Source organism: Streptococcus oralis (assembly GCF_018448765.2).
In the GTDB taxonomy this organism is placed as follows: Bacteria; Bacillota; Bacilli; order Lactobacillales; family Streptococcaceae; genus Streptococcus; species Streptococcus oralis_BM.
Genome location: NZ_JAHCMC020000001.1, coordinates 1,140,088 through 1,163,737, shown reverse-complemented (window position 1 = coordinate 1,163,737; position 23,650 = coordinate 1,140,088). Strand labels below are relative to the sequence as shown.

Annotated in this window: 25 protein-coding genes and 1 pseudogene; 15 read left to right on the top strand and 11 right to left on the bottom strand. The window is 39.4% G+C overall.

Features of this window, described 5'->3' with window-relative positions; all coding sequences use genetic code 11:
- Positions 1 to 11: 11 nt before the first annotated feature.
- Complete coding sequence (gdhA, locus tag KIH88_RS05725; RefSeq protein WP_213988039.1) at positions 12 to 1,358, bottom strand: NADP-specific glutamate dehydrogenase; 1,347 nt, start codon at positions 1,356 to 1,358, stop codon at positions 12 to 14.
- Between the two features lie 231 nt (positions 1,359 to 1,589).
- On the opposite strand from gdhA, the gene KIH88_RS05720 reads away from it, so the two are divergent.
- The 7 genes from KIH88_RS05720 (at position 1,590) to KIH88_RS05690 (ending at position 8,085) form a co-directional block, all read left to right on the top strand.
- On the top strand, positions 1,590 to 2,525 hold the full coding sequence (locus tag KIH88_RS05720; protein WP_213988038.1) for a dihydroorotate oxidase: 936 nt from the start codon (positions 1,590 to 1,592) through the stop codon (positions 2,523 to 2,525).
- A 32-nt stretch (positions 2,526 to 2,557) separates the two neighbouring features.
- Positions 2,558 to 3,592, top strand: coding sequence for a DNA polymerase III subunit delta (gene holA, locus KIH88_RS05715; protein WP_213988037.1), 1,035 nt, complete (start codon positions 2,558 to 2,560; stop codon positions 3,590 to 3,592).
- 72 nt (positions 3,593 to 3,664) lie between these two features.
- Positions 3,665 to 4,270, top strand: a complete 606-nt coding sequence (gene sodA / locus KIH88_RS05710) for a superoxide dismutase SodA (RefSeq protein ID WP_143989714.1) — start codon at positions 3,665 to 3,667, stop codon at positions 4,268 to 4,270.
- Between the two features lie 154 nt (positions 4,271 to 4,424).
- Positions 4,425 to 4,955: a YutD family protein gene (locus KIH88_RS05705; RefSeq protein WP_213988036.1), complete on the top strand. Its 531-nt coding sequence runs from the start codon at positions 4,425 to 4,427 to the stop codon at positions 4,953 to 4,955.
- A 20-nt stretch (positions 4,956 to 4,975) separates the two neighbouring features.
- On the top strand, positions 4,976 to 6,061 hold the full coding sequence (gene rlmN, locus KIH88_RS05700; RefSeq protein ID WP_000804762.1) for a 23S rRNA (adenine(2503)-C(2))-methyltransferase RlmN: 1,086 nt from the start codon (positions 4,976 to 4,978) through the stop codon (positions 6,059 to 6,061).
- A gap of 1 nt (position 6,062) precedes the next feature.
- A complete protein-coding gene (locus KIH88_RS05695) occupies positions 6,063 to 6,542 on the top strand; it encodes a VanZ family protein (protein WP_125441101.1) in 480 nt (159 codons plus the stop codon).
- A 1-nt stretch (position 6,543) separates the two neighbouring features.
- Positions 6,544 to 8,085, top strand: coding sequence for an ABC-F family ATP-binding cassette domain-containing protein (locus tag KIH88_RS05690; protein WP_213988035.1), 1,542 nt, complete (start codon positions 6,544 to 6,546; stop codon positions 8,083 to 8,085).
- Positions 8,086 to 8,140: 55 nt separating this feature from the next.
- On the opposite strand, the gene KIH88_RS05685 is transcribed toward KIH88_RS05690, so the two are convergent.
- The 6 genes and pseudogenes from KIH88_RS05685 to KIH88_RS05660 all read right to left on the bottom strand — a co-directional run bounded on the left by KIH88_RS05685 (position 8,141) and on the right by KIH88_RS05660 (position 12,404).
- A complete protein-coding gene (locus KIH88_RS05685) occupies positions 8,141 to 8,944 on the bottom strand; it encodes a peptidylprolyl isomerase (RefSeq protein ID WP_213988034.1) in 804 nt (267 codons plus the stop codon).
- 108 nt (positions 8,945 to 9,052) lie between these two features.
- Positions 9,053 to 9,214, bottom strand: coding sequence for a hypothetical protein (locus tag KIH88_RS05680; RefSeq protein WP_111466904.1), 162 nt, complete (start codon positions 9,212 to 9,214; stop codon positions 9,053 to 9,055).
- Positions 9,215 to 9,334: 120 nt separating this feature from the next.
- Complete coding sequence (locus KIH88_RS05675) at positions 9,335 to 9,571, bottom strand: hypothetical protein (RefSeq protein ID WP_061406920.1); 237 nt, start codon at positions 9,569 to 9,571, stop codon at positions 9,335 to 9,337.
- Between the two features lie 42 nt (positions 9,572 to 9,613).
- Positions 9,614 to 10,945 (bottom strand): MATE family efflux transporter, encoded by a 1,332-nt coding sequence (locus KIH88_RS05670; RefSeq protein WP_213988033.1) that lies wholly within the window; start codon positions 10,943 to 10,945, stop codon positions 9,614 to 9,616.
- 4 nt (positions 10,946 to 10,949) lie between these two features.
- Positions 10,950 to 11,543 (bottom strand): TetR/AcrR family transcriptional regulator, encoded by a 594-nt coding sequence (locus tag KIH88_RS05665; RefSeq protein WP_084878480.1) that lies wholly within the window; start codon positions 11,541 to 11,543, stop codon positions 10,950 to 10,952.
- Between the two features lie 665 nt (positions 11,544 to 12,208).
- Positions 12,209 to 12,404, bottom strand: a pseudogene (locus tag KIH88_RS05660) (hypothetical protein).
- 177 nt (positions 12,405 to 12,581) lie between these two features.
- Here KIH88_RS05660 and rpsP point away from each other — a divergent pair.
- The 6 genes from rpsP (at position 12,582) to KIH88_RS05630 (ending at position 15,141) form a co-directional block, all read left to right on the top strand.
- Positions 12,582 to 12,854 carry a 30S ribosomal protein S16 gene (rpsP, locus tag KIH88_RS05655; RefSeq protein ID WP_049520696.1) on the top strand — a complete coding sequence of 91 codons (273 nt, stop codon included), beginning with the start codon at positions 12,582 to 12,584 and terminating at the stop codon, positions 12,852 to 12,854.
- 19 nt (positions 12,855 to 12,873) lie between these two features.
- On the top strand, positions 12,874 to 13,113 hold the full coding sequence (kphA, locus tag KIH88_RS05650) for an RNA-binding protein KphA (RefSeq protein ID WP_000379617.1): 240 nt from the start codon (positions 12,874 to 12,876) through the stop codon (positions 13,111 to 13,113).
- A gap of 42 nt (positions 13,114 to 13,155) precedes the next feature.
- Positions 13,156 to 13,488 carry a MazG nucleotide pyrophosphohydrolase domain-containing protein gene (locus KIH88_RS05645; protein ID WP_025172858.1) on the top strand — a complete coding sequence of 111 codons (333 nt, stop codon included), beginning with the start codon at positions 13,156 to 13,158 and terminating at the stop codon, positions 13,486 to 13,488.
- Between the two features lie 75 nt (positions 13,489 to 13,563).
- Positions 13,564 to 14,082 (top strand): ribosome maturation factor RimM, encoded by a 519-nt coding sequence (rimM, locus tag KIH88_RS05640; RefSeq protein ID WP_213988032.1) that lies wholly within the window; start codon positions 13,564 to 13,566, stop codon positions 14,080 to 14,082.
- A complete protein-coding gene (gene trmD, locus KIH88_RS05635; RefSeq protein WP_213988241.1) occupies positions 14,072 to 14,791 on the top strand; it encodes a tRNA (guanosine(37)-N1)-methyltransferase TrmD in 720 nt (239 codons plus the stop codon). Before rimM ends, trmD begins: the two co-directional genes overlap by 11 nt.
- An 11-nt stretch (positions 14,792 to 14,802) precedes the next feature.
- Complete coding sequence (locus KIH88_RS05630; protein ID WP_001196045.1) at positions 14,803 to 15,141, top strand: ATP cone domain-containing protein; 339 nt, start codon at positions 14,803 to 14,805, stop codon at positions 15,139 to 15,141.
- 27 nt (positions 15,142 to 15,168) lie between these two features.
- On the opposite strand, the gene KIH88_RS05625 is transcribed toward KIH88_RS05630, so the two are convergent.
- A complete protein-coding gene (locus tag KIH88_RS05625) occupies positions 15,169 to 15,489 on the bottom strand; it encodes a hypothetical protein (RefSeq protein WP_084874168.1) in 321 nt (106 codons plus the stop codon).
- Between the two features lie 97 nt (positions 15,490 to 15,586).
- Here KIH88_RS05625 and KIH88_RS05620 point away from each other — a divergent pair, with 97 nt between their 5' ends.
- Entirely contained in the window at positions 15,587 to 15,805 is a 219-nt protein-coding gene (locus KIH88_RS05620; protein WP_000807427.1) for a YdbC family protein, read from the top strand.
- 33 nt (positions 15,806 to 15,838) lie between these two features.
- On the opposite strand, the gene KIH88_RS05615 is transcribed toward KIH88_RS05620, so the two are convergent.
- Complete coding sequence (locus KIH88_RS05615) at positions 15,839 to 16,396, bottom strand: TetR/AcrR family transcriptional regulator (protein WP_213988031.1); 558 nt, start codon at positions 16,394 to 16,396, stop codon at positions 15,839 to 15,841.
- A 560-nt stretch (positions 16,397 to 16,956) separates the two neighbouring features.
- On the opposite strand from KIH88_RS05615, the gene KIH88_RS05610 reads away from it, so the two are divergent.
- Complete coding sequence (locus KIH88_RS05610; RefSeq protein ID WP_213988030.1) at positions 16,957 to 21,363, top strand: Cna B-type domain-containing protein; 4,407 nt, start codon at positions 16,957 to 16,959, stop codon at positions 21,361 to 21,363.
- Between the two features lie 87 nt (positions 21,364 to 21,450).
- On the opposite strand, the gene KIH88_RS05605 is transcribed toward KIH88_RS05610, so the two are convergent.
- Positions 21,451 to 21,987 (bottom strand): biotin transporter BioY, encoded by a 537-nt coding sequence (locus KIH88_RS05605; RefSeq protein WP_213988029.1) that lies wholly within the window; start codon positions 21,985 to 21,987, stop codon positions 21,451 to 21,453.
- Between the two features lie 143 nt (positions 21,988 to 22,130).
- Entirely contained in the window at positions 22,131 to 23,477 is a 1,347-nt protein-coding gene (gene gor, locus KIH88_RS05600; RefSeq protein WP_213988028.1) for a glutathione-disulfide reductase, read from the bottom strand.
- Positions 23,478 to 23,650 lie beyond the last annotated feature (173 nt).

Genomic DNA, 23,650 nt, shown 5'->3' with positions numbered 1-23,650 from the left:
GCAAATGAATTTTAAACAATACCTTGGGCAATCATAGCGTTTGCTACATTTTCAAAGGCAGCAATGTTAGCTCCTGCAAGGTAATCAGTACCAAGACCGTATGTTTCAGCGGTTGTTTTAGCTGTGCTGAAGATATTGGTCATGATGTCTTTGAGACGTCCATCAACTTCTTCACGGGTCCATGAGAGGCGAAGGCTGTTTTGGCTCATTTCAAGTGCTGATACAGCTACACCACCAGCGTTGGCAGCTTTGGCTGGTCCGTAAAGGATTCCGTTTTCTTTGTAGACTTTAATCGCATCAAGGTCACTCGGCATGTTAGCACCTTCAGATACACAGATAACTCCTTGAGCAACCAGACGTTTAGCTGCGTCACCGTTGATTTCGTTTTGGGTCGCACATGGAAGAGCGATGTCGTAGTTTCCAGCATAAGTCCATACAGAACCTTCATGGTAAGTAGCAGTGGCTTTTTCAGCAGCGTACTCAGTCAAACGTGCACGACGGTTATTCTTCACATCTGCTAGAAGATCGAAGTCAATACCATTTTCGTCGATGACATAACCGTTTGAGTCAGATACAGAGATAACAGTAGCGCCAAGTTCAGTCGCTTTTTGAAGAGCGTATTGGGCTACGTTACCAGAACCTGAAATCACAACCTTCTTACCAGCAAAGCTGTTACCGTTGGCTTTGAGCATTTCTTCAGTATAGTAAACCAAACCGTAACCAGTTGCTTCTGGACGAATCAAGCTACCACCGAATCCAAGAGGTTTACCAGTCAAGACACCCGCATCAAATTGGTTAAGACGTTTGTATTGTCCGTAAAGGTAACCAATTTCACGTCCACCAACACCGATATCGCCAGCTGGGACGTCAAGTGATGGTCCGATGTATTTTTGCAATTCAGTCATGAAGCTTTGGCAGAAGCGCATCACTTCAGCATCAGTCTTTCCTTTAGGATCGAAGTCTGATCCCCCTTTACCTCCACCGATTGGAAGTCCAGTTAAGACGTTTTTAAAGATTTGCTCAAATCCGAGGAATTTCAAGATCCCTTGGTTTACAGTTGGGTGGAAACGAAGTCCGCCTTTATATGGTCCAACAGCTGAGTTAAATTGAACACGGTAACCACGGTTGACTTGTACTTTACCTTCACGGTCAACCCAAGGAACACGGAAAGAAATCACGCGCTCAGGCTCGGTGATACGTGCCAAGATGTTTTCTTCAATATACTCAGGGTGTTTTTCAAATACGGGTTCCAAAGTGCTGAAGAATTCTTCAACCGCCTGGAGAAATTCAGCCTCATGCCCGTTACGAGCTTTTACAGTTTCAAACACGCTTTGGATATAGTCTTTAGCAGATGTCATATCGTTCTCCTTTTGTTGTCATATTTTATTACATGAGCCATTATAGCAGAAATTTTTTTCACTGTAAAGAAAAAAACGAAAATTTTCTAAAAATTCTTTCAATTTACATTCAGTCAATACTAAGAGCATTATCAAAAAGCGAACGTTTTCTCTAGAAATAACTTTCTCAAAGAGAAAATCTTAAAGTATGGTATAATATTAGAAATAAAAGGAATCTGGAGGATCAGAATCATGGTATCAACGAAAACACAAATAGCTGGCTTTGAGTTTGACAATTGCTTGATGAATGCGGCGGGTGTGGCTTGTATGACGATAGAAGAGCTTGAAGGAGTCAAAAACTCAGCGGCGGGTACTTTTGTCACAAAGACAGCAACCTTGGACTTTCGTCAGGGGAATCCTGAACCACGCTACCAGGATGTTCCACTTGGTTCTATCAACTCAATGGGATTACCAAATAATGGCTTAGACTATTATCTGAACTATCTTTTGGACTTGCAGGAAAAAGAGCCAAACCGTACTTTCTTCCTATCTCTAGTTGGCATGTCTCCAGAAGAAACACATACCATCTTGAAAAAAGTTCAAGAGAGTGAATTCAAAGGACTGACAGAGCTCAATCTCTCTTGTCCAAACGTTCCAGGAAAACCTCAGATTGCTTATGATTTTGAGACAACAGACCGTATCTTGTCAGAGGTATTTGCCTACTTTACCAAACCTCTCGGGATTAAATTGCCACCATATTTTGATATTGTTCACTTTGATCAAGCAGCTGCTATTTTCAACAAGTATCCACTTAAGTTTGTTAACTGTGTTAACTCTATCGGAAACGGCCTTTATATAGAAGACGAGTCGGTCGTGATTCGTCCTAAAAATGGTTTTGGTGGCATTGGTGGAGAGTATATCAAACCGACTGCTCTTGCTAATGTGCACGCCTTCTACCAACGTCTCAATCCTCAAATCCAAATCATCGGAACGGGTGGTGTTCTAACGGGTCGTGATGCTTTTGAACATATCCTCTGTGGTGCTAGTATGGTGCAAGTAGGAACGACGCTCCACAAGGAAGGCGTTAGAGCTTTTGAACGCATTACCAATGAACTAAAAGCAATCATGGTGGAAAAAGGGTACGAGAGCTTAGAAGATTTCCGTGGGAAATTGCGCTATATTGATTAAAGTTACTAAAAAATCAGAAGAAAGGAGAGAAGATGCTTGCCATTGAAGACAGTCAGAAGTTGACTTTATCAAGTCTATTTAGCTTGAACTTATTTACAGGGACAGACCTGGGCCAGTTTGAAGTGATGAAGAGTCAAGTGTTGAAGCAGATTGGTTATGATTCAGCTGATCTCAATTTTGCTTACTTTGATATGAAAGAAGTAGCTTATAAAGACTTAGAGTTGGAGTTGGTCAGTCTCCCTTTCTTTGCTGATGAGAAAATCGTGATATTAGATCATTTTGTCGATATCACAACAGCCAAAAAACGCTTTTTAACAGATGATGAGCTCAAGTCATTTGAGGAATACCTTGACAATCCTTCGCCAACAACCAAGTTATTGATATTTGCGGAAGGAAAGCTAGATAGTAAAAGACGATTGGTCAAACTGCTCAAACGAGATGCGATTGTCTTTGATGCTATTGAGGCTAAGGAGCAAGAACTGCGCCAGTATTTCCAAAAATGGAGTCAAACACAAGGTCTGCAGTTTGTGGGGCAATCCTTTGAAAATCTCCTCATCAAGTCTGGTTTTCAATTTAGTGAAATCCAGAAAAATCTCCTTTTTTTGCAGTCTTATAAGTCCGACGGCGTGATTGAGGAGAAGGACATTGTCGAGGCTATTCCAAAGACCTTGCAGGACAATATTTTTGATTTGACTCAATTTATCTTGGGTAAAAAGATTGACCAGGCGCGTGACTTGGTTAGAGATTTGACCTTGCAAGGGGAGGACGAAATCAAGCTCATAGCTGTCATGTTAGGACAGTTTCGAACCTTTACCCAGGTGAAAATTTTATCAGATACTGGTCAGACGGAATCGCAGATCGTAAGCAGTCTGGGAACTTACTTGGGGCGCAATCCTAATCCTTATCAAATCAAGTTCGCATTAAGAGATTCGAGAGGGATTTCCTTGGCCTTTCTCAAACAAGCAATTTCTTATTTAATTGAAGCAGACTATCAGATTAAAACAGGTGTCTATGAAAAAGGCTACCTTTTTGAGAGAGCGCTGTTACAGATATCTAGCCAAGCGTAATGAGCATAAAACTTGAAAAAAAAGGATGATTGCGTTATCATCTTCATATAGAAAGAAAAAGAGGTATTACAGATGGCTATTATCTTACCAGATCTTCCATACGCGTATGACGCCTTGGAACCATACATCGATGCTGAAACAATGCACTTGCACCATGACAAGCACCATCAAACCTACGTCAACAATGCGAATGCTGCTCTTGAAAAACACCCTGAAATCGGTGAAGACCTTGAAGCTTTGCTTGCTGATGTAGAATCTATCCCAGCTGATATCCGCCAAGCGCTTATCAACAACGGTGGTGGACACTTGAACCACGCTCTTTTCTGGGAATGGATGACTCCTGAAAAGACTGCTCCTTCAGCAGAACTTGCAGCAGCAATCGATGCAACATTTGGTTCATTTGAAGAGTTCCAAGCAGCCTTTACAGCAGCAGCTACAACTCGCTTTGGTTCTGGCTGGGCATGGTTGGTTGTCAACAAAGAAGGGAAGCTTGAAGTAACTTCGACAGCAAACCAAGACACACCAATCTCAGAAGGTAAAAAACCAATTTTGGGCTTGGATGTTTGGGAACATGCTTATTACGTGAAATACCGCAATGTTCGTCCTGACTACATCAAAGCTTTCTTCTCAGTCATTAACTGGAACAAAGTAGACGAGCTCTACGCAGCAGCTAAATAATAAAATGTAGAGGGAAGAGTCATTCTTCTCTTTTTGGTTTATATGGCAGAAGTCTGACAAAATCGTCAGACTTTTTTCATTTTTATGAGAAATGTGCTAATTGCTAGAAATTATGGTAAAATAGAGTGTTAAGTAATCGTGGAAAAGGAAGACTATGCGTAAAGAAATTGCACCTGAATTATACAATTATAACAAGTTTCCTGGCCCAGAATTTCATGTAAATGGGGATAAGGTTGAGACTGAAGGGATTGCTTTTACCTTGGTTGAAAATATCAAGGAGGCTTTCGATGTGACCGTCTTTAATCAGCGCTTCTCAGAAGTGTTGACCAAGTTTGATTATGTCGTGGGGGATTGGAGCAATGAGCAGCTCCGCCTACGTGGTTTTTACAAAGACGATCGAACAGAGGAAAAAATTGAAAAGATCAGTCGCTTACAGGACTATCTTTTAGAGTACTGTAGTTATGGTTGTGCCTATTTTGTCCTAGAAAATCAAGCACCGAAACGGGCTTCATTTGACAAAAAATTGCGTAAAAAGGATGAGGAAAACCTTCCTAGAAGAGGCAAGAAACCTTCGCAAAACAAGAGAAAACCAAATACGGATAAGCGAAATAGACGTCGTCATAAGGACCAAAAATCTCAGAAAGAGGACAAGGGACAGCGCCATTTTGTCATTCGTCAGAAATAGATAGAGAATAAGGAGAAGAGATGAAACCTTCTATTTATAGTTTAACACGTCAAACCATGCAAGAATGGGTATTAGAACAAGGGGAAAAGAAATTCCGAGCAGATCAAATCTGGGAATGGCTCTATCGTAAACGTGTCCAGTCCTTTGAAGAAATGACCAACCTTTCCAAGGATTTGATTGCTAAGCTCAATGACCAGTTTGTGGTCAATCCTTTGAAACAACGGATTGTACAAGAGTCAGCTGACGGTACTGTTAAGTATCTTTTCGAGTTGCCAGATGGCATGTTGATTGAGACAGTACTGATGCGTCAACACTACGGTTTGTCAGTCTGTGTGACCACTCAGGTTGGCTGTAATATTGGTTGTACCTTCTGTGCGTCAGGCTTGATTAAAAAGCAACGTGATCTTAATAACGGGGAAATCGTAGCGCAGATTATGCTGGTTCAGAAATACTTTGATGAGCGTGGTCAGGACGAACGTGTCAGCCATATCGTTGTCATGGGAATTGGTGAACCATTTGATAACTACAACAATGTTTTGAATTTTGTCCGTACCATCAATGATGACAAGGGGATGGCTATCGGTGCTCGTCATATCACCGTTTCTACGTCAGGTTTAGCCCATAAAATTCGTGACTTTGCTAATGAAGGTGTACAGGTTAATCTGGCTGTTTCCCTTCACGCACCCAATAATGAATTGCGCTCAAGCATCATGAAGATTAACCGTGCCTTTCCGATTGAAAAGCTCTTTGCAGCTATTGAGTACTATATCGAAACAACCAATCGCCGTGTGACCTTTGAATACATCATGCTCAATGAAGTCAACGACGGTGTTGAACAAGCCTTGGAGTTGGCTGAATTGCTCAAGAACATCAAGAAATTGTCTTATGTCAACTTGATTCCCTATAACCCAGTTAGTGAACATGACCAATATAGCCGTAGTCCTAAAGAGCGCGTGATGGCCTTCTACGATACCCTCAAGAAAAAAGGGGTCAACTGTGTTGTCCGTCAAGAGCATGGTACAGATATTGATGCAGCTTGTGGACAATTACGCTCCAATACAATGAAACGTGACCGCCAGAAGGCAGTCGCAGCGGTAAATCCATAAAATGACTAAAAAAAGAGAATTAATCTTAAGATTGGGAGTGGCTATTTACAGTCTTTGCATTGTCTGTTTTTGTTTTACTCCCCAACCTCAACTTCCTACAGGAGTGGAAACTCCAGGTATTCAAACTTTTGGACGCCTGGTTTTTCTTTTAACTCCCTTAAACTCCTTTTGGAAACTGGGTGAAGTGACTAGTTTGGGACAAGTCCTTTGGATCTTTTTGCAGAACATTTTAAATGTCTTCTTGCTTTTCCCGCTAGTCTTTCAACTGATCTATCTCTGTCCAAATTTACGACAAACGAAAAAAATCATCCTTCTCAGTTTTCTACTGAGTCTAGGAATTGAGTGCACGCAACTAGTTTTAGATTTTTTATTCGACTTTAATCGGGTCTTTGAGATTGATGATTTGTGGACCAATACCCTGGGAGGCTATCTGGCTTGGGCCCTCTATAAAGGACTGCATAAAAACAAGATAAGGAATTAGAATGAGTATTTTAGAAGTTAAAAATTTGAGTCACGGTTTTGGTGACCGTGCAATTTTTGAAGATGTCTCCTTCCGTCTCCTCAAGGGAGAACACATCGGTCTTGTCGGTGCCAACGGTGAAGGAAAATCAACCTTTATGAGTATCGTGACTGGTAAAATGCTACCAGATGAAGGGAAGGTGGAATGGTCTAAATATGTGACTGCTGGCTATCTAGACCAGCACGCTGTACTAAAAGAAGGCCAAACTGTACGTGATGTTTTGCGTACAGCCTTTGATGAGCTTTTTAAAGCAGAAGCTCGTATCAATGACCTCTACATGGAAATGGCAGAAGAAGGAGCAGATATCGACGCGCTGATGGAAGAAGTCGGGGAGCTCCAAGATCGTTTGGAGAGTCGTGATTTTTATACTTTAGATGCCAAGATTGATGAGGTAGCGCGTGCCCTCGGTGTCATGGACTATGGTATGGATACAGACGTAACAGCCTTGTCAGGTGGACAAAGAACAAAGGTACTTTTAGCTAAACTCCTCCTTGAAAAGCCAGATATCTTGCTCTTGGACGAGCCAACCAACTACTTGGATGCTGAACATATTGACTGGCTCAAGCGTTATCTCCAAAACTATGAGAATGCTTTTGTCCTTATTTCACATGATATTCCTTTCCTCAACGACGTGATCAATATTGTCTACCATGTGGAGAATCAACAGTTGACTCGCTATTCTGGTGACTACTACCAGTTCCAAGAAGTCTATGCTATGAAGAAATCTCAACTGGAAGCAGCTTATGAGCGTCAACAAAAAGAAATTGCCGACCTCAAGGATTTCGTAGCCCGCAATAAAGCCCGTGTCGCAACTCGAAACATGGCCATGTCCCGTCAAAAGAAACTCGACAAGATGGACATCATTGAACTCCAAAGTGAGAAACCAAAGCCGTCCTTTGATTTCAAACCAGCTCGTACACCTGGGCGCTTTATCTTCCAAGCCAAGGACTTGCAGATTGGTTATGACTGTCCTCTGACCAAGCCTTTAAACCTTACTTTTGAACGCAATCAAAAGGTTGCCATTATTGGGGCCAATGGTATCGGGAAAACAACTCTCTTGAAGAGTCTCTTAGGCATTATTCCACCGATCGCTGGAGAAGTCGAACGTGGAGATTACCTAGAACTTGGTTATTTTGAGCAAGAAGTAGAAGGTGGCAATCGTCAAACACCTCTTGAAGCTGTCTGGAATGCCTTTCCTGCCCTTAATCAAGCAGAAGTTCGTGCAGCCCTTGCCCGTTGTGGTTTGACGACCAAGCACATCGAAAGTCAAATTCAAGTCTTATCAGGTGGGGAACAAGCTAAGGTGCGTTTCTGTCTCTTGATGAACCGTGAAAATAACGTTTTGGTACTTGACGAGCCGACCAACCACCTAGATGTGGATGCCAAGGATGAACTCAAACGTGCTCTGAAAGAGTATAAGGGTTCAATCCTCATGGTTTGTCACGAACCAGACTTCTATGAAGGCTGGATGGACCAAATATGGGACTTTAACAAGCTAACTTAAAAATGAGGAAAAAAGAAATACAGTATCGAATGCGGATACTGTATTTTTAGGTTGTTTAGGATTTAAAATAGTAATCTTTCACTACTTCGATGCTATCGATAGTGATAGCAGTAGTTGGTTTGTCTTTTTCATCTTTTTCAGCCTTAGCAATCTTGTCAACAACATCCATGCCCTCGATAACTTGACCAAAGACAGGGTGTTTGCCGTCTAGACTTGGATTTCCACCTTCTTTATAGGCTTCGATGATTTTCTTTGGATACTTGCTTGAAGGGAGTTTAGCTGAAATATCTGTTGAGTTTTGGTTGATGAAGAACTGACTACCGTTGGTATTTGGTTGACCAGTGTTAGCCATTGCAAGGGCTCCTCGGATATTGTATAGGTAAGGAGAGATTTCATTTTTGAAACCAGTTCCCTTGTCCTTCGTTTTATCCTTATCATGCCAGATAGATTGGCCACCTGTACCATCTCCTTTAGGATCTCCAGTTTGGACCATAAAGCCATCGATGACACGGTGGAAGGTGATGCCGTTATAGTAGCCTTCTTTAGCGTGAGTAAGGAAGTTTTCAACTGCTAAAGGAGCGAGTTTGGGGAAGAGTTTAATGCGGATATCGCCTTGATTTGTGTGGAGAATCACTTCGGCTTCATCTTCAGCAACTTCTTTAGAAAGTTGAGGGAAGTTGGCATTTTTATTGGTCAAAGCATCATTCAAATCTTTGGCAGCCTGAGCAGCTGCTTTTGAGCTTTCTTCTGCTGCAAGACTAGAGTCGACATAGTCGTCACCACGAAGACCACGCTGGATACTAGTACATCCAACAAGGGCTATAGTTGATAGTAAAAGAAGGGTTGCTAGTTTTTTCATTGTTAACCTCTCAAAAATTCATTTCTACCATTGTACCTTAAAAGTAGGGGGATTTCAAATATTAGTGACAAGGTAGTTTAAGAGGAAGCCGACCAGAAAGTCGCTTGCTTAGAGATTTTTCTTTGGATGACGGTCGATAATGTCCTGGTACTGTTCCAGTATCTGCTCTCCCTTTGGAGTCAATTTGTAACCACGAATTGAAAAGTAACTTGCTAATTCTTCTCCTGAAAAGTTGTCACGAAGGGATTGGTCCAAATCTGGAGCCCTCATCTTAGAAAGTACTGTAACTCTCCTTGCTTTTGAGGATATTCTCTTTCATAGTGGTATTTAGATGATCAAGCGAGTCAAAGACAGTTTTGACAAGAGCATAGCCTTTTTCAACAGGTATTTCTAAATCTTTTGGGGCATCAATGCTATAAGTGTACTTGAAGTATTTAGGAAACCAATATTTAATTCCTTTCGTCTGTTAATAACATGAGCTTTTAAATCAATCACATCTTGAACAGTAGGTTCATAATTTTCAATCATTGATGATCCGATAGCATACCAAACGGTATCAAAATCTGGGAAGTTATCAAATTGAACTCCTAGAATAGTTAATTTATCTTTATTTACATCAAGAGTCACAGTAAATCTTTCGATTTACTGCTCTTCTATATAATTTATTAGTTATTTCATTTTCTTAACTGTTGTAAAATATCTCTGCAATCCCAACAATACAACAATACCATCAACTATAGGTATAACATACCAAATACTCTGTGCTCCAAATATGTATGGAAGAAAAATCATGGTTGGAATAAATAAAATTACTTGCCTTAGCATAACTAAAACACCAGCTGTTTTACCATCTCCAATCGCTTGGAAAAATGTCATAATCATAATCATTACCCCATAAGCAATGAAAATACTATACATTATACGAAAGTTTGGAACCGCTAAAAATAGTGTTTCATCAGATAATCCAAATAAATTAAGAATCTGTTTAGCAAATCCTTCTGCCGGTATCCAAAAACAAGCTGCCAATACAATGGAACTAATAGTAAAAACATTAAATATTTTTTTTACCCTATTATATTGCTTCGCTCCGAAATTGGCACCAATAGCAGGTTGTAATCCTTGACTCATTCCCCATAGCGGAATGAAAGAAAAAGCTTGTATTCTTAATGATACTGCCATAATGGCTGCTGAAGTTTCTCCTCCATATCGAAATGCTTGACTATAAAGAAAACTCTGTTGAATAATAGTAAGCACCTGCATAAGCATAGCAGAAACTCCTACCGAAAACATCTCTCCTATTATTTCCTTTTCTTTTCTTATCAAGCCAATTTTTACAGTTTCACTTTTTTTCTTAAAATACCAAAGCGTAAATACTGCCTGAATAAATTGTGCTGTTATTGTAGCAATAGCAGCTCCCTCAACTCCATGTTCTCTAAACATTATCATTAAAACTGGATCTAATACTATATTTATTCCTGCTCCCAATGACATAATTAACATGGCTCGTTTCATTAAACCCTCACCACGCATCACCATATTAGCTGCCTGTGCAAAATTCACAAATATGGATCCAAGAAAAATAATTCGTAAATAACGAGTAGAAAGATTTAAAAGTTCTCCCTTAGCTCCAAATATCATAAGAAGTTGTCCGCAAAATAAATACCCTAATATTGTAACGATTGTTGACAATAACAAAACCCAAAAGCAAAGATTCCCCATAACTTTGTCAATGGTTCTTTGATTTCCTTCTCCAATTGCTCTGGAAAGTAAAGATGTTGACCCTACACCAATCAAGGTAGCAATCCCTGTATTGATGTAGGTAAATGGGGTAGCAATGCCTACTGCCGTCATGGCTTTTTCACCAAGTATTTGACCCGCAAAAATCCCATCCATTAACGGATATACTCCAATAACAATCATTCCTAATATCGCAGGTAATGATAGCTTAATTAATATTTGTAATGGCTGCTCTGTTAACAGCTCTTTACTATTTTTATTCATACAATTACACCTCTTCTTCGTTTTCTATTAGAACGTCAATGACCATTTTTTTAAGAATGTGACGTTGTGAAATTAAATGTTCTCTGATACCCAATGTCTCACAACCTAAGATGAAAGTATTAATCAAATCATTGAGTAAATTCCAAGATTCTTTAGAAATCTTCAAACCTCCGTTTTCCTCTAACATTTGCTCAAAATCCCTTATATTACTATCCCTTATATCTTTATAAAGTTGTTGTAAGGTTTCATCTTCCTGCATCGACTGCAAGAACATAACATATATTGGAACAAATATATTGTTGGAAAGCGCCTTATCAACCATTAGTTCAGCTAATACCTCTATACCTAAAGGGTTTGGAATTTCAGCTATCTTTTTTTTAATAATATCTTCCCTATATTTACAACCTCGGATCATCATGTCGTAAAGAATTTCAGATGTACTTTTATAATGATGATACAATCCTCCTGCGGATAGTCCGGTAGCTTGTACTAAATCATGCATACTTGTGTTTTTATATCCCTTTATTGTAAAAACTTCCAATGCAATATTCTGTATTTCTAATTTTCTTTCATTTGCTGTTAGCCTTTCTCTTTTCATTTGCTCCTCCTTACCGATATAGTTGTCGGTAAGTATATCTTAACATTAACTAACCAAATTGTCAATATCTCAAATATACAAGATAACCTATAATATTTTTATCGTGTAGAAAAGTTCTTTCAAATGAGATTAAAATCCCTGACAAAGTAATCTCCATAACCATAAAGGCGATATGATATTTATAAAACATGATTTATTGTATATCAAAAATAAAAAATATTTCATTTAACTGTTGAACAGATTGTTTCCTTATTAACCTATGAAGATATTTTAGATTTTGTAGAAAAGCGTTGATACAAAAAGCAAGTGACTGTTAGAAAATCACTTAAACAATAATGGTGTGAATTTTGGTATTTAGTAGCTCAATTCGAATCAAATTAGTTGAAATTATATGAAAATCCGCTTTCTGTAAACAAGGGAAAACGCTGATTTTAAAGGGGTTTGAAATTTATTAAAACTAACTCTGTTCAAACCAGGTCTTAAGAAAGCTCGTTAAGCTAGCCAGTTCTCAAAACGTTAAGAATCAGCTACAATACAGCATTTACAACACTTCATATATCACATCATTCAATTAAAAGTTATTCAAATTAGATGAAAATTTTTTCTGAAAAAGTGGGAAAACATTTATTTTAAGCGAATTTTGAATCATATTCGAATGGGAGTTTTTAAAACCAGCTTTCGGTGGTAAAAGTACCAAAGTTGATTCTCCAGAGGAGGATAATATCACCTGCCAGAAGATTGTCTTCTATTTCGTTTTGGGACAGGCTTGGGATTTAGTAGCCAAGTCTCGATATCACGATCAGGAGAGATGTAAAGCTTAACCTGATGGTCTTTGTAAATGTTCTCTAGACTAGTATTCATAAAGTTTCTCTTTCTAATTTATCCCTATTAGTCTAATAAATTTCTAAAAAAAATAAAAATTTTAAACTCTGTCAAGTTTTTTTCTTGACACCTCTCGAAAATCTGCTATAATAGAACATGTGCTAAATAGCTCAGCTATTTCACCGAAATAAAAAATAAGAAAAGAGACATTAAAAAATGGCAGTTAAAATCCGTTTAACTCGTATGGGTTCTAAGAAAAAACCTTTCTACCGTATCAACGTAGCAGACTCACGTTCACCACGTGACGGACGTTTCATCGAAACAGTTGGAACTTATAACCCACTTGTTGCTGAAAACCAAGTAACTTTGAAAGAAGACCGCATTCTTGCATGGTTGGCTGATGGAGCTCAACCTTCAGATACAGTTCGCAACATCCTTTCAAAAGAAGGCGTATTGAAAAAATTCCACGATTCTAAATTCTCAAAATAAGTTTAAAGTAGGTTGACAGATGGATACGATTGAAAATCTCATTATTGCGATTGTGAAACCTTTGATTTCACAACCTGATGCCTTAACTATCAAGATTGAAGACACACCAGAGTTCTTGGAGTATCACTTGGATCTTGACCAAAGCGATGTCGGTCGTGTTATCGGTCGTAAGGGTCGCACTATCTCAGCGATAAGAACGATTGTCTACTCTGTCCCAACTGAAGACAAAAAAGTAAGAATCGTTATCGATGAAAAATAAAAAAGCGGGACAGATGTCTCGCTTTTTTGTGAGGAGGAGAAGATGAAGGATTTAACCTTTAGACAATTACAAGCTTACTTACTCGAACATTACCAGCAATCTCGAACTGAGGAAGGCCTCTTTATCAAGCTAGTGGAGGAAGTCGGAGAAGTAGCCGAGGTCTTGAATGGGCGCTCTGGTCGAAAAGAGGGTGTCCAGGACTCAAATGAGGAACTAGCCAAAGAACTGGCAGATATTATTCACTACACGGTCGCTATTGCGGCTATCAACGACATTGACCTAACCAAAACCATTTTTGACAAAGATAAGAAGGCTGCCATTAAGTATCAACATGAACGTGATTTGGAAGGATTTTTGAATGGGAAGGAGAGTTGATGTCCTCTTTCTCCAACTTGTGAAAATCCCTGGAACGTGATAAAATAAAGGATAGAAATAGATACAGGAGACAAGATGAACTACTTTAATGTTGGGAAAATCGTTAATACGCAGGGTTTACAGGGTGAGATGCGTGTCTTGTCTGTGACGGATTTTGCTGAGGAGCGGTTTAAAAAAGGGGCAGAGCTGGCTTTATTTGATAAAAAAGATCAGTTTGTTCAAACAGTGAGCATCGCAAGTCACCGTAAGCAGAAGAACTTTGACATTATCAAGTTCAAAGACATGTACCATATCAATGCGATTGAAAAGTACAAGGGTTATAGTCTCAAGGTCGCTGAGGAAGATTTGAACGATTTAGATGATGGTGAATTCTACTATCATGAAATTATTGGTTTGGAAGTTTACGAGGGAGAGAACTTGATTGGAACTATCAAGGAAATCCTACAACCAGGTGCCAACGATGTCTGGGTGGTCAAACGAAAAGGTAAGCGAGATTTGCTTTTACCTTACATTCCGCCAGTAGTTCTCAATGTTGATATTCCAAACAAGCAGGTCGAAGTGGAAATCTTAGAAGGACTAGATGATGAAGATTGATATTTTAACCCTCTTTCCTGAGATGTTTTCTCCGCTGGAACACTCAATTGTTGGGAAGGCTCGAGAAAAAGGGCTCTTGGATATCCAGTATCATAATTTCAGAGAATATGCTGAAAAGGCCCGTCATGTTGACGATGAACCTTACGGAGGCGGTCAGGGGATGTTGCTAAGGGCTCAACCCATTTTCGATGCCTTTGATGCTATTGAAAAGAAAAATCCCCGTGTCATTCTTCTTGATCCTGCTGGAAAACAGTTCGATCAAGCTTACGCTGAGGATTTGACTCAGGAAGAGGAACTGATCTTTATCTGTGGTCACTATGAAGGGTATGACGAGCGCATCAAGACCCTGGTAACCGATGAGATTTCCCTAGGAGACTATGTCTTGACTGGAGGAGAATTGGCGGCCATGACCATGATCGATGCGACCGTTCGCCTGATTCCTGAAGTGATTGGCAAGGAGTCTAGTCACCAGGATGATAGTTTTTCTTCAGGACTTCTCGAATATCCTCAGTACACACGTCCTTATGACTATCGAGGTATGGTCGTGCCAGATGTGCTCATGAGTGGACACCATGAAAAGATTCGTCAGTGGCGACTGTATGAGAGCCTAAAGAAAACCTACGAGCGCAGACCTGACTTGCTAGAAAACTATCAACTAACAGCCGAAGAAGAAAAAATGCTGGCTGAAATCAAAGAAAACAAAGAATAAAGGAGAACCTTATGCAAGTAATCAAACGTAATGGAGAAATTGCTGAATTTGATCCAGATAAAATTTACCAAGCTGTCCTAAAAGCAGCTCAAACCGTTTATGTTTTGACAGATGATTTGCGTCAAAACCTTGCACAAGTTACTAAAAAAGTCGTTTTGGACTTGGAAGAAGCAAAAGTGGAACGTGCGACTATCAGCATGATCCAGTCAATGGTTGAGCACCGCTTACTTGGAGCTGGCTACATTACCATTGCAGAGCACTATATCTCTTATCGCTTGCAACGCGATTTGGAGAGAAGTGGTTATGGCGACCATATCGCCGTTCATCTTCATTTTGAACAAATCCGTTAAGAAAAAGAGTGGGATGCAATGAACATCTCACTCTTTCTTAAATAGACTTTTCTGAGCTTGTTGTACGGTTGAGGGAACAAAACGAAGCCGTTTAATATCACTGATACGAATGATTCGAGTCACGTTTTTTGAAAAATTCTTGACGATAATTTGTTGGCGAATGGCATCGTGTTTGAGAATATCACCCGTAAAACTTGTTTCTGCAAGTATCACATGAACAGCCGTCTTTTTCTGGATGGCTTGTTCAATCATAGCAGTGAGGGAGTTGTCCTCGATTTGAGGATGATCATCATTCCCATTGAGAAAACTATGTAGTTTATCTAGAACTAGTTGGAATGCCTGTCTCATAGAATCCTCCCTCCTTACATATCCACATTATATAAAATTTTTCTAAAAACTACAAGATTTTTCGAATAATCTAATGAAAACTTAAAAGGAGAACAAAATGGCAGAATTTACATTTGAAATCGAAGAACACTTACTGACCCTGTCTGAAAATGAAAAAGGATGGACCAAGGAAATCAATCGCGTCAGCTTTAATGGAGCCCCTGCAAAGTTTGACATTCGCGCTTGGAGCCCAGATCATACTAAAATGGGCAAGGGAATCACTCTTACAAATGAAGAATTTCAGGTAATGGTGGATGCCTTTAAAGGTGGACAATAAAAAGAATCTTGAGTGGAACTCAAGATTCTTTTTTTATGACACAATATAGTCACAGAGAGAAGTCTTAGCCAATTGAATAAAAGTCTCTCTAAATTCTTCAGGTGGTGTTGGATTATCCTTACGAATCCACACTTCAATGAATGAAATCGCCATGGTCGTAATGATATAGGCTATGTCCTCTTCACTAAAATTATATTTCAGCTGGTAGTTAACATTTTTTAGTACCCACTGAGAATATTTCTCACGAAGAAACTCCTTCCAACAAGTATCGGCTTGAGAATTGTATAAGGTACCGACGACTTCTCGCTTTTCATAGATGAGAGGAAGAATGTGGTCCGCTAAGAAAGTGATGGGATCGCCATCTCTTTCAGGACAGTAGTTGTTAAAATTATTAAAGATCCGTTGATCAGTCTCCTTGTGGATATAATCGATAATATCTTCAAAGTTATTAAAGTGCTTTTGATAAATCGCTTGGCGGGAAATACCAGCTTCTGCAGCAATCTCAGTCATGGTAAAAGAAGTTCGCTGAGGGTTTCTCCTTGCAAGAGTGATAAAAGCACCTAAGATTAACTCTCTAGTTTTATTTGCCATAGCTTTACCTTCCTATCTATAAATATTAAAAATACTAGATTTAGTATTACCCCAAGTTTTCCTTTTAGCATAAATAAACTGAATAGATGATTATTCGAAAGCCTTTATAAGACTATTATATCATAGATTCATTATAAATAACAGATTATTACGGGGAGCTAGTACTATTTGCAAACTCCTATTATATCAGTATTTTCAGACAATTCTTAGGATAGTCACTTTTTATATGGTGTCATGAAATAATATATCAAAAAAGTTGACATCGTGTAAATAAATAACAAGGTGAATTGCAAGGGTTTAATAAAAATATTCAATGATATGTAGTATAATAGTCATGGATAATATTTTGCTATATTTCCATCTGACCAAGAGTAATGATACTCCTGCTAAAGATTGAATTGAATAAATATTTCAAAATACTATAATAGTGTACTCATTTTCCAAAGCAAGTGTTACAAGTATGTTATCGTGTAACAAATCATGCGATTGAAAGGGGTGTTGCCTACTGGGAGAAGAAGATGCACTATTCAATCAATTTCAATCATTTAGAAAGGAAAGTCATGAAATTTAAGAAATTGTGGCTCTATATTTTAACGCCACTACTCGTTTTATTGGGTTCTGCTGCTTTGACAAATACAGTTCAAGCAAAGGAACTACAAAATGTTATTACTGATGTTGGTATTTGGGATGTTGATAATGGGAAATTAATGACTCCTGATGCAAATGGAGTATATAACCTAACAACTGAGCATCACGGCTATTATAATTATAAGTATTCTGTTAACTTCGACTTGAGTAAGTATAATGGGGATCTTAATGACGGTGACACCTTCACTTTTACTATTCCGGCTCCATTAAGTGTCAAAGCTGAAACTTTTGACATTACTGATAAAGAGACAGGTGTTGCAGTTGCTTCTGCAAATGTTGTTTCAAGTGGAGACAACAAAGGTGGTAAGGTTACAGTCACTTTGAAACAACTTAAGGAATATCTTGCTAAAAAAGGTGGCACTCAAATTGAAAATGTAAAAGGTAATTTCTTTACTTCTTTTAGTATCAAGGAAGAGAAAGAAAAAACAACAATTACTTATCCTTCTCAAGAGACGAAAGATAATGTCACACATGTTATTAAAGTAAGTAAGCCTATTAAATATGACTACACAGGGGAAATTGGGAAGACGAATTTTTCTAAGGTGAATGGTGTTATTGATAAAAGAGCTTGGTCATCTACTCTATTAAACAAAAGCGGCGAATATGTTCATCCATTTGTAGTTCGTGTAAATAACAGACAAGCTAGTTATAATACGCTTATTGCCCATGATTACATTTCAAATGATCATTCTCCAGCGCAATTCATTCCTGAAACATTGCATGTAGCAGCTGGATATTATGATAGTGACTATAATTTTCAAGATAAAAAAGATTTAAAAGAAGGTGTTGACTATACTGTTGACTGGAATGAATCGTATACGGACTTTAAAGTTACTATCAAAAATGCTTCAACTAGAACTGCATCAAATGGTAAACCTGCGGCCTATGAGATTACTTATCAAACAACTGCACCTGCTGATGGGACAAAGATAGCAAATAGTGTTGAAGTAAAGGGTGATGAAGTTCCACTTACTGTGAATACAGATAAGAAGATTACAACAATTACTGAAGTGCGTAATTCTCAAGTAACATCAGGTGGCGTGATCCAGTTAGAAACTGGTTATCGTATTACCCTTTATAAAGTAGATGAAAAAACACAAAATCGTCTTGCAGGAGCTAAGTTTAAAATCACCCCACCTGCTGGTGCTACTAAAGCTAAAGAGGCTATTGTAGAAACAAACGCTGATGGTGTTGCTCAATCTGAAGTCTATACTGCTGAAGATGTTAAGAAAGGTGATTTCACAATCACTGAGATTGAAGCTCCTAAAGGATATGAATTGGATTCAACTCCAGTTACAGCTACTGTTGGTAAAGATGGTGTTATAAAAACTATTTCTAACAAACGCGCTTCAGCTAAAGCTAAACTATCTGCTGTTAAGAAACTAACTGGTCGTGACCTTAAAGCCGAAGAGTTTGAATTTACTTTATTTGGCCCTAATGGAGATACAGAAGTCGAGACAGTGAAAAACGATAAGGATGGGAATGTCAACTTCTCTGAATTGTCATTTGACCAAGAAGGGGAATACACTTACCACATCGTAGAGAAAAAAGCCAACACAACTGAAAAAGGTGTTACATACGATCCTAACCCTGTAGAGGTTAAAGTTACTGTAACAACAGATGCAACGACTGGTAAACTAGTTGCAGCTGTGTCTTACGAAAGTGATGATAAGACTTTCGAAAACACTTACGCTGCTGAAAAAACTTCAGCTTCTCTTGAAGTGACTAAGAAGTTGACTGGTCGTGAGTTGAAAGCTGATGAATTTGAGTTTGTCTTGAAGAATGATGCAGATGGTTCAGAACTTCAAAAAGTGAAGAACACTGCTGACGGTAAAGTAACATTCGCTCCAATCGAATATACTAAAGCTGGTACATACAACTATACCATTGTTGAAACAAACGCTGGTAAGACTGTTGATGGTGTGACTTACGATAATCTTGAAGTTAAAGTCACAGTAGAAGTTACAGATGACGGCGAAGGAAAACTTCATGCGAATGTGACTTACCCAGCGGACAAAGAATTCAATAACAGCTATGGAACTTCAAAAGCAAAAGCATCTCTTGAAGTGACTAAGAAGTTGACTGGCCGTGAGTTGAAAGCTGATGAATTTGAGTTCACTTTGACAGACCAAGACGGTAATGTGAAAGAAACCGTGAAGAATGACAAAGACGGAAACGTTAAGTTCTCAGAATTGGAATTCGACAAAGCAGGCACTTATACTTATAAGATTGCTGAAAAAGCGGGTACTGCTACAGGTATCCAGTACGATACGAAAACCATCACAGCTACAGTAACTGTAGCGGACAATGGTAAAGGTGTCCTTGAAGCAACTGTTGCTTACGATGGTGAAAAAGCATTCGAGAATACTTACACACCAGCAGGAGCTACAAGTGTAACTCTTGGAGCTAAGAAAGTTCTTGAAGGTAAGAATCTTGAAGCAGGTAAATACAGCTTCGAATTGAAGAAAGAAGACGGTAGTGTTGTCGAAACAGTGACAAATGCTGCCGACGGAACTGTGACCTTCTCACCAATCTCATATGATGAGAGCCAAGTGGGAACTCACAAGTATACTATCTCAGAAGTTGCTGGCTCTGAAACAGGGATCACTTACGATAAGACAGTTCAAGAAGTTGAAGTAACAGTTGAAAAAGTAAGCGCAACTGAATTGAAAGCAACAGCTTCAAAAGAAGCAAAAGATCTTGTATTTACAAACAAATACACACCAGCCAAAACTCAAGTTTCTGTGAAGAAAGCATGGGATGATAAGGACAACCAAGATGGTAAACGCCCATCTTCTGTCACAGTTAAATTGCTTGCAGACGGTCAAGATACTGGTAAAACACTTGAACTCAATGCCGCAAACGGTTGGACTGGAAGCTTCACAGACCTTGATGCTGATAAAGGTGGCACACCTATTAAGTACACAGTAGTAGAAGTAACTGTTGCTGGTTACACTTCAGAAGTTACTGGTGACGCTGCATCAGGATTCACCATCACAAATAGTTATTCACCAGAAACAGTTGATGTAAAAGCAACTAAGAACTGGGATGACGCGAATAACCAAGACGGCAAACGTCCAACTAAGATTACAATCAATCTTTTAGCAGACGGTCAGAAAGTTGATTCGAAAGAAGTTCAAGCAGCCGCAGACGGAACTTGGACTACTACATTCGAAAAATTAGCAAAATATAAAGCTGGTAAAGAAATCAAATACACTGTAACAGAAGAAAAAGTTTCAGAGTATGAATCTTCTATTACTGACTTTAATATTACCAACAAGTATACTCCAAAAGCAATCGACTACAAGGTAACAAAAGTATGGAACGACGCGAATGACCAAGACGGCAAACGTCCTGAGTCTGTAACGGTTCAACTTTTCAAATCTGTAGGTGGATCTAAATCAGTAGCTGTTGAAGGTAAGAAATTGACCTTGACAGCTAAGGATAAGACGGACGCTAACACTTGGGTAGCATCCTTTACAAAACTTCCACAATACGAAGCTGGTAAAGAAATCACTTACTCTATCGAAGAAGTAGATGTACCAGCTGGCTATGAAGCCTCTGTGACTGGTCAGGTCGTGACAAACACTCACACACCAGAAACAGTCGTTCTTTCAGGAACTAAGGTTTGGAAAGATAACAACAACCAAGACGGCAAACGTGCAGATAAAGTGAAAGTTCAAATTCTTAACGGCGACAAAGTTGTTCAAGAAATTGAAGTTTCAGAAGCAACTGGTTGGAAGTTCGAATCAAAAGCACTTCCTAAGTATGAAAATGGTAAAGAAATCAAGTACACTGTCAAAGAAGTAGCTGTGAAAGAATATACCTCAACAGTTACTACGGACAAAGATGGTAAGTACACAGTTACCAATACACATGCTCCAGAGAAAACATCTGTAAAAGGTCATAAGATCTGGAAAGATGAAGAGAACAAAGACGGTATCCGTCCAGCATCTATCACAGTGAAACTTCTTGCCGATGGTCAAGACACTGGTAAGACTGCGGTAGCCTCAGAAGCAACTGGTTGGACTTATGAGTTTACAGACCTTGATCGTTATAAAGACGGCCAAGCAATCGAATACTCTGTAGTAGAGGTTCCAGTTGATGGTTATTCATCTAAAGTAGAAGGCTTCAATATCACAAATACACACACTCCAGAAAAACCAACACCAGGTAAACCAAATGAACCAGGAAAACCAGGTCCAAAACCTCAACTTCCTAACACTGGTGAAAAAGCATCTAGCGCAGCAGTAGTTGCAGGACTTGCTTTGATGGCAGTGACTGGTGGATTGTACTTTGTAAGCCGTAAAAATAAATAATCTCTAGATGAGAGATGATTTTCAGTTAGTTCTTAGGAAGTAATTGGAAGGGAAATAGTCCAGAACACTTGTTCTGGACTATTTTTTTTATCTTGAGAAATAAGGAAGGTTTTTCAATCGTTCGAGTAGGGGACGGCTGATGAAACTAATGGCAATGATCTTACCGAGGTCAGGGAGGATAAAAGGAAGGACACCGACAGCGAGTGCCTTATCGAATGACATACCAGCAAGGAAGTGGAGGCTGAGAATACCTCCAACAAAGACGAGGGAATCACCCAAGAGATTGGCTAGGAAAATGCGAATATAGCCACTATTTTGATGGATGAGATAAGATGTAAGTCCAGCATAGACAAGGTCGAACCAAAGATAGCCTGCACTTGGACCGACTAAAACGTGAAATCCAGCTCCTCCCCCTGCAAAAACAGGTAAACCAATGGCACCCAGCAGGAGATAGAGAGCTACAGATAGAACAGCTTCTCTGGGTCTAAAAACAGTAGCAATCAGACCGATCGCAAAGTTTTGTAGAGTGAAGGGGACAGGACCGATAGGGAGACTGATTTGTGCCAAAACGGCGATAAGAGCAGCGCCGATAGCAGGAATAGCATAGATATGAGCTTTTTTCAAAACTGTTAACCTCTTTTCAAAATTATAGTAACTATTATACTAATTCAGAAACAAAAGTCAACCAATTTTTTATAACGAGGTAACAATTTTGTAACAGCCGATTTTGCAAGTAAAAAGAGACCTCAAGAGGTCTCTTACGATAATTAACGCATGGTCACAAATTCTTCTGAGGCAGTTGGGTGGATAGCTACTGTAGCATCAAAGTCTGCCTTGGTAGCCCCCATCTTGATAGCAACAGCGAATCCTTGAATCATCTCATCCACTCCGTAACCAAGTCCGTGAAGGCCAACAACTTTTTCGTCAGCACCGGCGGTGATGAGTTTGAAGCGAGATTCTTGACGATGGCTTGTAACAGCAGAGTACATAGATGCAAAGCTTGACTTGTAGACTTTGATGTTATCTTGGCCGTATTCTTTGATAGCTTGATCCTCGGTTAAACCAACCGTTCCGATTGCTGGGTGGGAGAAGACAACAGTAGGGATAGTCGTGTAGTCCATCTTGGCATTTGTTTTGCCGTTGAAGAGGCGTTCAGATAAGGTACGTCCTGCCTTGATGGCTACTGGGGTCAGTTCCTTCTCACCAGTAACATCTCCAAGGGCGTAGATGCCATCTACAACTGTATTTTGATACTCATCCACTTGGATAAATCCACGTTGGTTGAGTGTGACGCCAGCCTTTTCTAACTCAAGACCGTCTACATTTGGACGGCGACCGGTAGCCCAGATAACTTGGCTAGCAGTGTGACTAGAACCATCTTCGAAATGAATGGTAATACCTTGCTCCGTTTCTTCGAGCTTGACGGGTACCTTATGTGTGTGTAAAGGTAGACCAGTTTTCTCCATTTCATTGACAAGTCCTTCAACGATGTAGCTGTCAAAAGTGCGCAAGGGACGATCGCGACGGACAAACAAATCAGTTTTTACTCCTAGTGCGTGGAGAACACCTGCTAATTCAACGGCGATATAACCAGCTCCAAGAATCGCAACGGAGTCAGGAAGTTGCTCCCAAGCAAAGACATCGTCTGAGCTACCACCGAGTTCAGCTCCAGGAATAGTTGGGATGCTTGGACGAGCGCCAGTCGCAATCACGATATGCTTGGCACGAATCAATTCACCATTAACGCTGACGGTATGGGTATCAACAAAATGAGCACGACCTTCAATCAAATCAACACCGTTGCGCTTGAAACTTCCATCATAAGACGAGCGGGCACGGTCGATGTAGGCTTCACGGTTTTGACGAAGTTTTGCGAAATCAAATTGAACATCTGAACTTGTAAAACCATAATCAGGGCCGTAGTGGTGGAAGCTTTCAGCGATTTGCGCTCCATACCACATGATTTTCTTAGGAACACAGCCGACATTGACGCAGGTTCCACCTAATTTTTTCTCTTCGATAACAGCAGCTTTAGCACCGTGTTCGCCAGCTCGGTTCATAGTGGCAATGCCGCCGCTTCCTCCACCGATGGCGATGATATCATATTCTCTCATAGAAAACTCCTTATAGCTTTGATAGTCATATTCTATCGTTTTTATTTTTTGAATGCAAAAATCTGCTACGATAAAAAAATTATAAAAACGCTTGCCAAATTCAAAAAGATATTGTATTATATATCTAGCACAATAATCCAAAAAACGAATGCCGAACGAAATAATGATCCTGA

Bases quoted from the DNA above. Each gene is read 5' to 3' on its own strand.
- gdhA (WP_213988039.1), bottom strand. From the start codon at position 1,358: ATGACATCTGCTAAAGACTATATCCAAAGCGTGTTTGAAACTGTAAAA.
- KIH88_RS05720 (WP_213988038.1), top strand. From the start codon at position 1,590: ATGGTATCAACGAAAACACAAATAGCTGGCTTTGAGTTTGACAATTGC.
- holA (WP_213988037.1), top strand. From the start codon at position 2,558: ATGCTTGCCATTGAAGACAGTCAGAAGTTGACTTTATCAAGTCTATTT.
- sodA (WP_143989714.1), top strand. From the start codon at position 3,665: ATGGCTATTATCTTACCAGATCTTCCATACGCGTATGACGCCTTGGAA.
- KIH88_RS05705 (WP_213988036.1), top strand. From the start codon at position 4,425: ATGCGTAAAGAAATTGCACCTGAATTATACAATTATAACAAGTTTCCT.
- rlmN (WP_000804762.1), top strand. From the start codon at position 4,976: ATGAAACCTTCTATTTATAGTTTAACACGTCAAACCATGCAAGAATGG.
- KIH88_RS05695 (WP_125441101.1), top strand. From the start codon at position 6,063: ATGACTAAAAAAAGAGAATTAATCTTAAGATTGGGAGTGGCTATTTAC.
- KIH88_RS05690 (WP_213988035.1), top strand. From the start codon at position 6,544: ATGAGTATTTTAGAAGTTAAAAATTTGAGTCACGGTTTTGGTGACCGT.
- KIH88_RS05685 (WP_213988034.1), bottom strand. From the start codon at position 8,944: ATGAAAAAACTAGCAACCCTTCTTTTACTATCAACTATAGCCCTTGTT.
- KIH88_RS05680 (WP_111466904.1), bottom strand. From the start codon at position 9,214: ATGAGGGCTCCAGATTTGGACCAATCCCTTCGTGACAACTTTTCAGGA.
- KIH88_RS05670 (WP_213988033.1), bottom strand. From the start codon at position 10,945: ATGAATAAAAATAGTAAAGAGCTGTTAACAGAGCAGCCATTACAAATA.
- KIH88_RS05665 (WP_084878480.1), bottom strand. From the start codon at position 11,543: ATGAAAAGAGAAAGGCTAACAGCAAATGAAAGAAAATTAGAAATACAG.
- rpsP (WP_049520696.1), top strand. From the start codon at position 12,582: ATGGCAGTTAAAATCCGTTTAACTCGTATGGGTTCTAAGAAAAAACCT.
- kphA (WP_000379617.1), top strand. From the start codon at position 12,874: ATGGATACGATTGAAAATCTCATTATTGCGATTGTGAAACCTTTGATT.
- KIH88_RS05645 (WP_025172858.1), top strand. From the start codon at position 13,156: ATGAAGGATTTAACCTTTAGACAATTACAAGCTTACTTACTCGAACAT.
- rimM (WP_213988032.1), top strand. From the start codon at position 13,564: ATGAACTACTTTAATGTTGGGAAAATCGTTAATACGCAGGGTTTACAG.
- trmD (WP_213988241.1), top strand. From the start codon at position 14,072: ATGAAGATTGATATTTTAACCCTCTTTCCTGAGATGTTTTCTCCGCTG.
- KIH88_RS05630 (WP_001196045.1), top strand. From the start codon at position 14,803: ATGCAAGTAATCAAACGTAATGGAGAAATTGCTGAATTTGATCCAGAT.
- KIH88_RS05625 (WP_084874168.1), bottom strand. From the start codon at position 15,489: ATGAGACAGGCATTCCAACTAGTTCTAGATAAACTACATAGTTTTCTC.
- KIH88_RS05620 (WP_000807427.1), top strand. From the start codon at position 15,587: ATGGCAGAATTTACATTTGAAATCGAAGAACACTTACTGACCCTGTCT.
- KIH88_RS05615 (WP_213988031.1), bottom strand. From the start codon at position 16,396: ATGGCAAATAAAACTAGAGAGTTAATCTTAGGTGCTTTTATCACTCTT.
- KIH88_RS05610 (WP_213988030.1), top strand. From the start codon at position 16,957: ATGAAATTTAAGAAATTGTGGCTCTATATTTTAACGCCACTACTCGTT.
- gor (WP_213988028.1), bottom strand. From the start codon at position 23,477: ATGAGAGAATATGATATCATCGCCATCGGTGGAGGAAGCGGCGGCATT.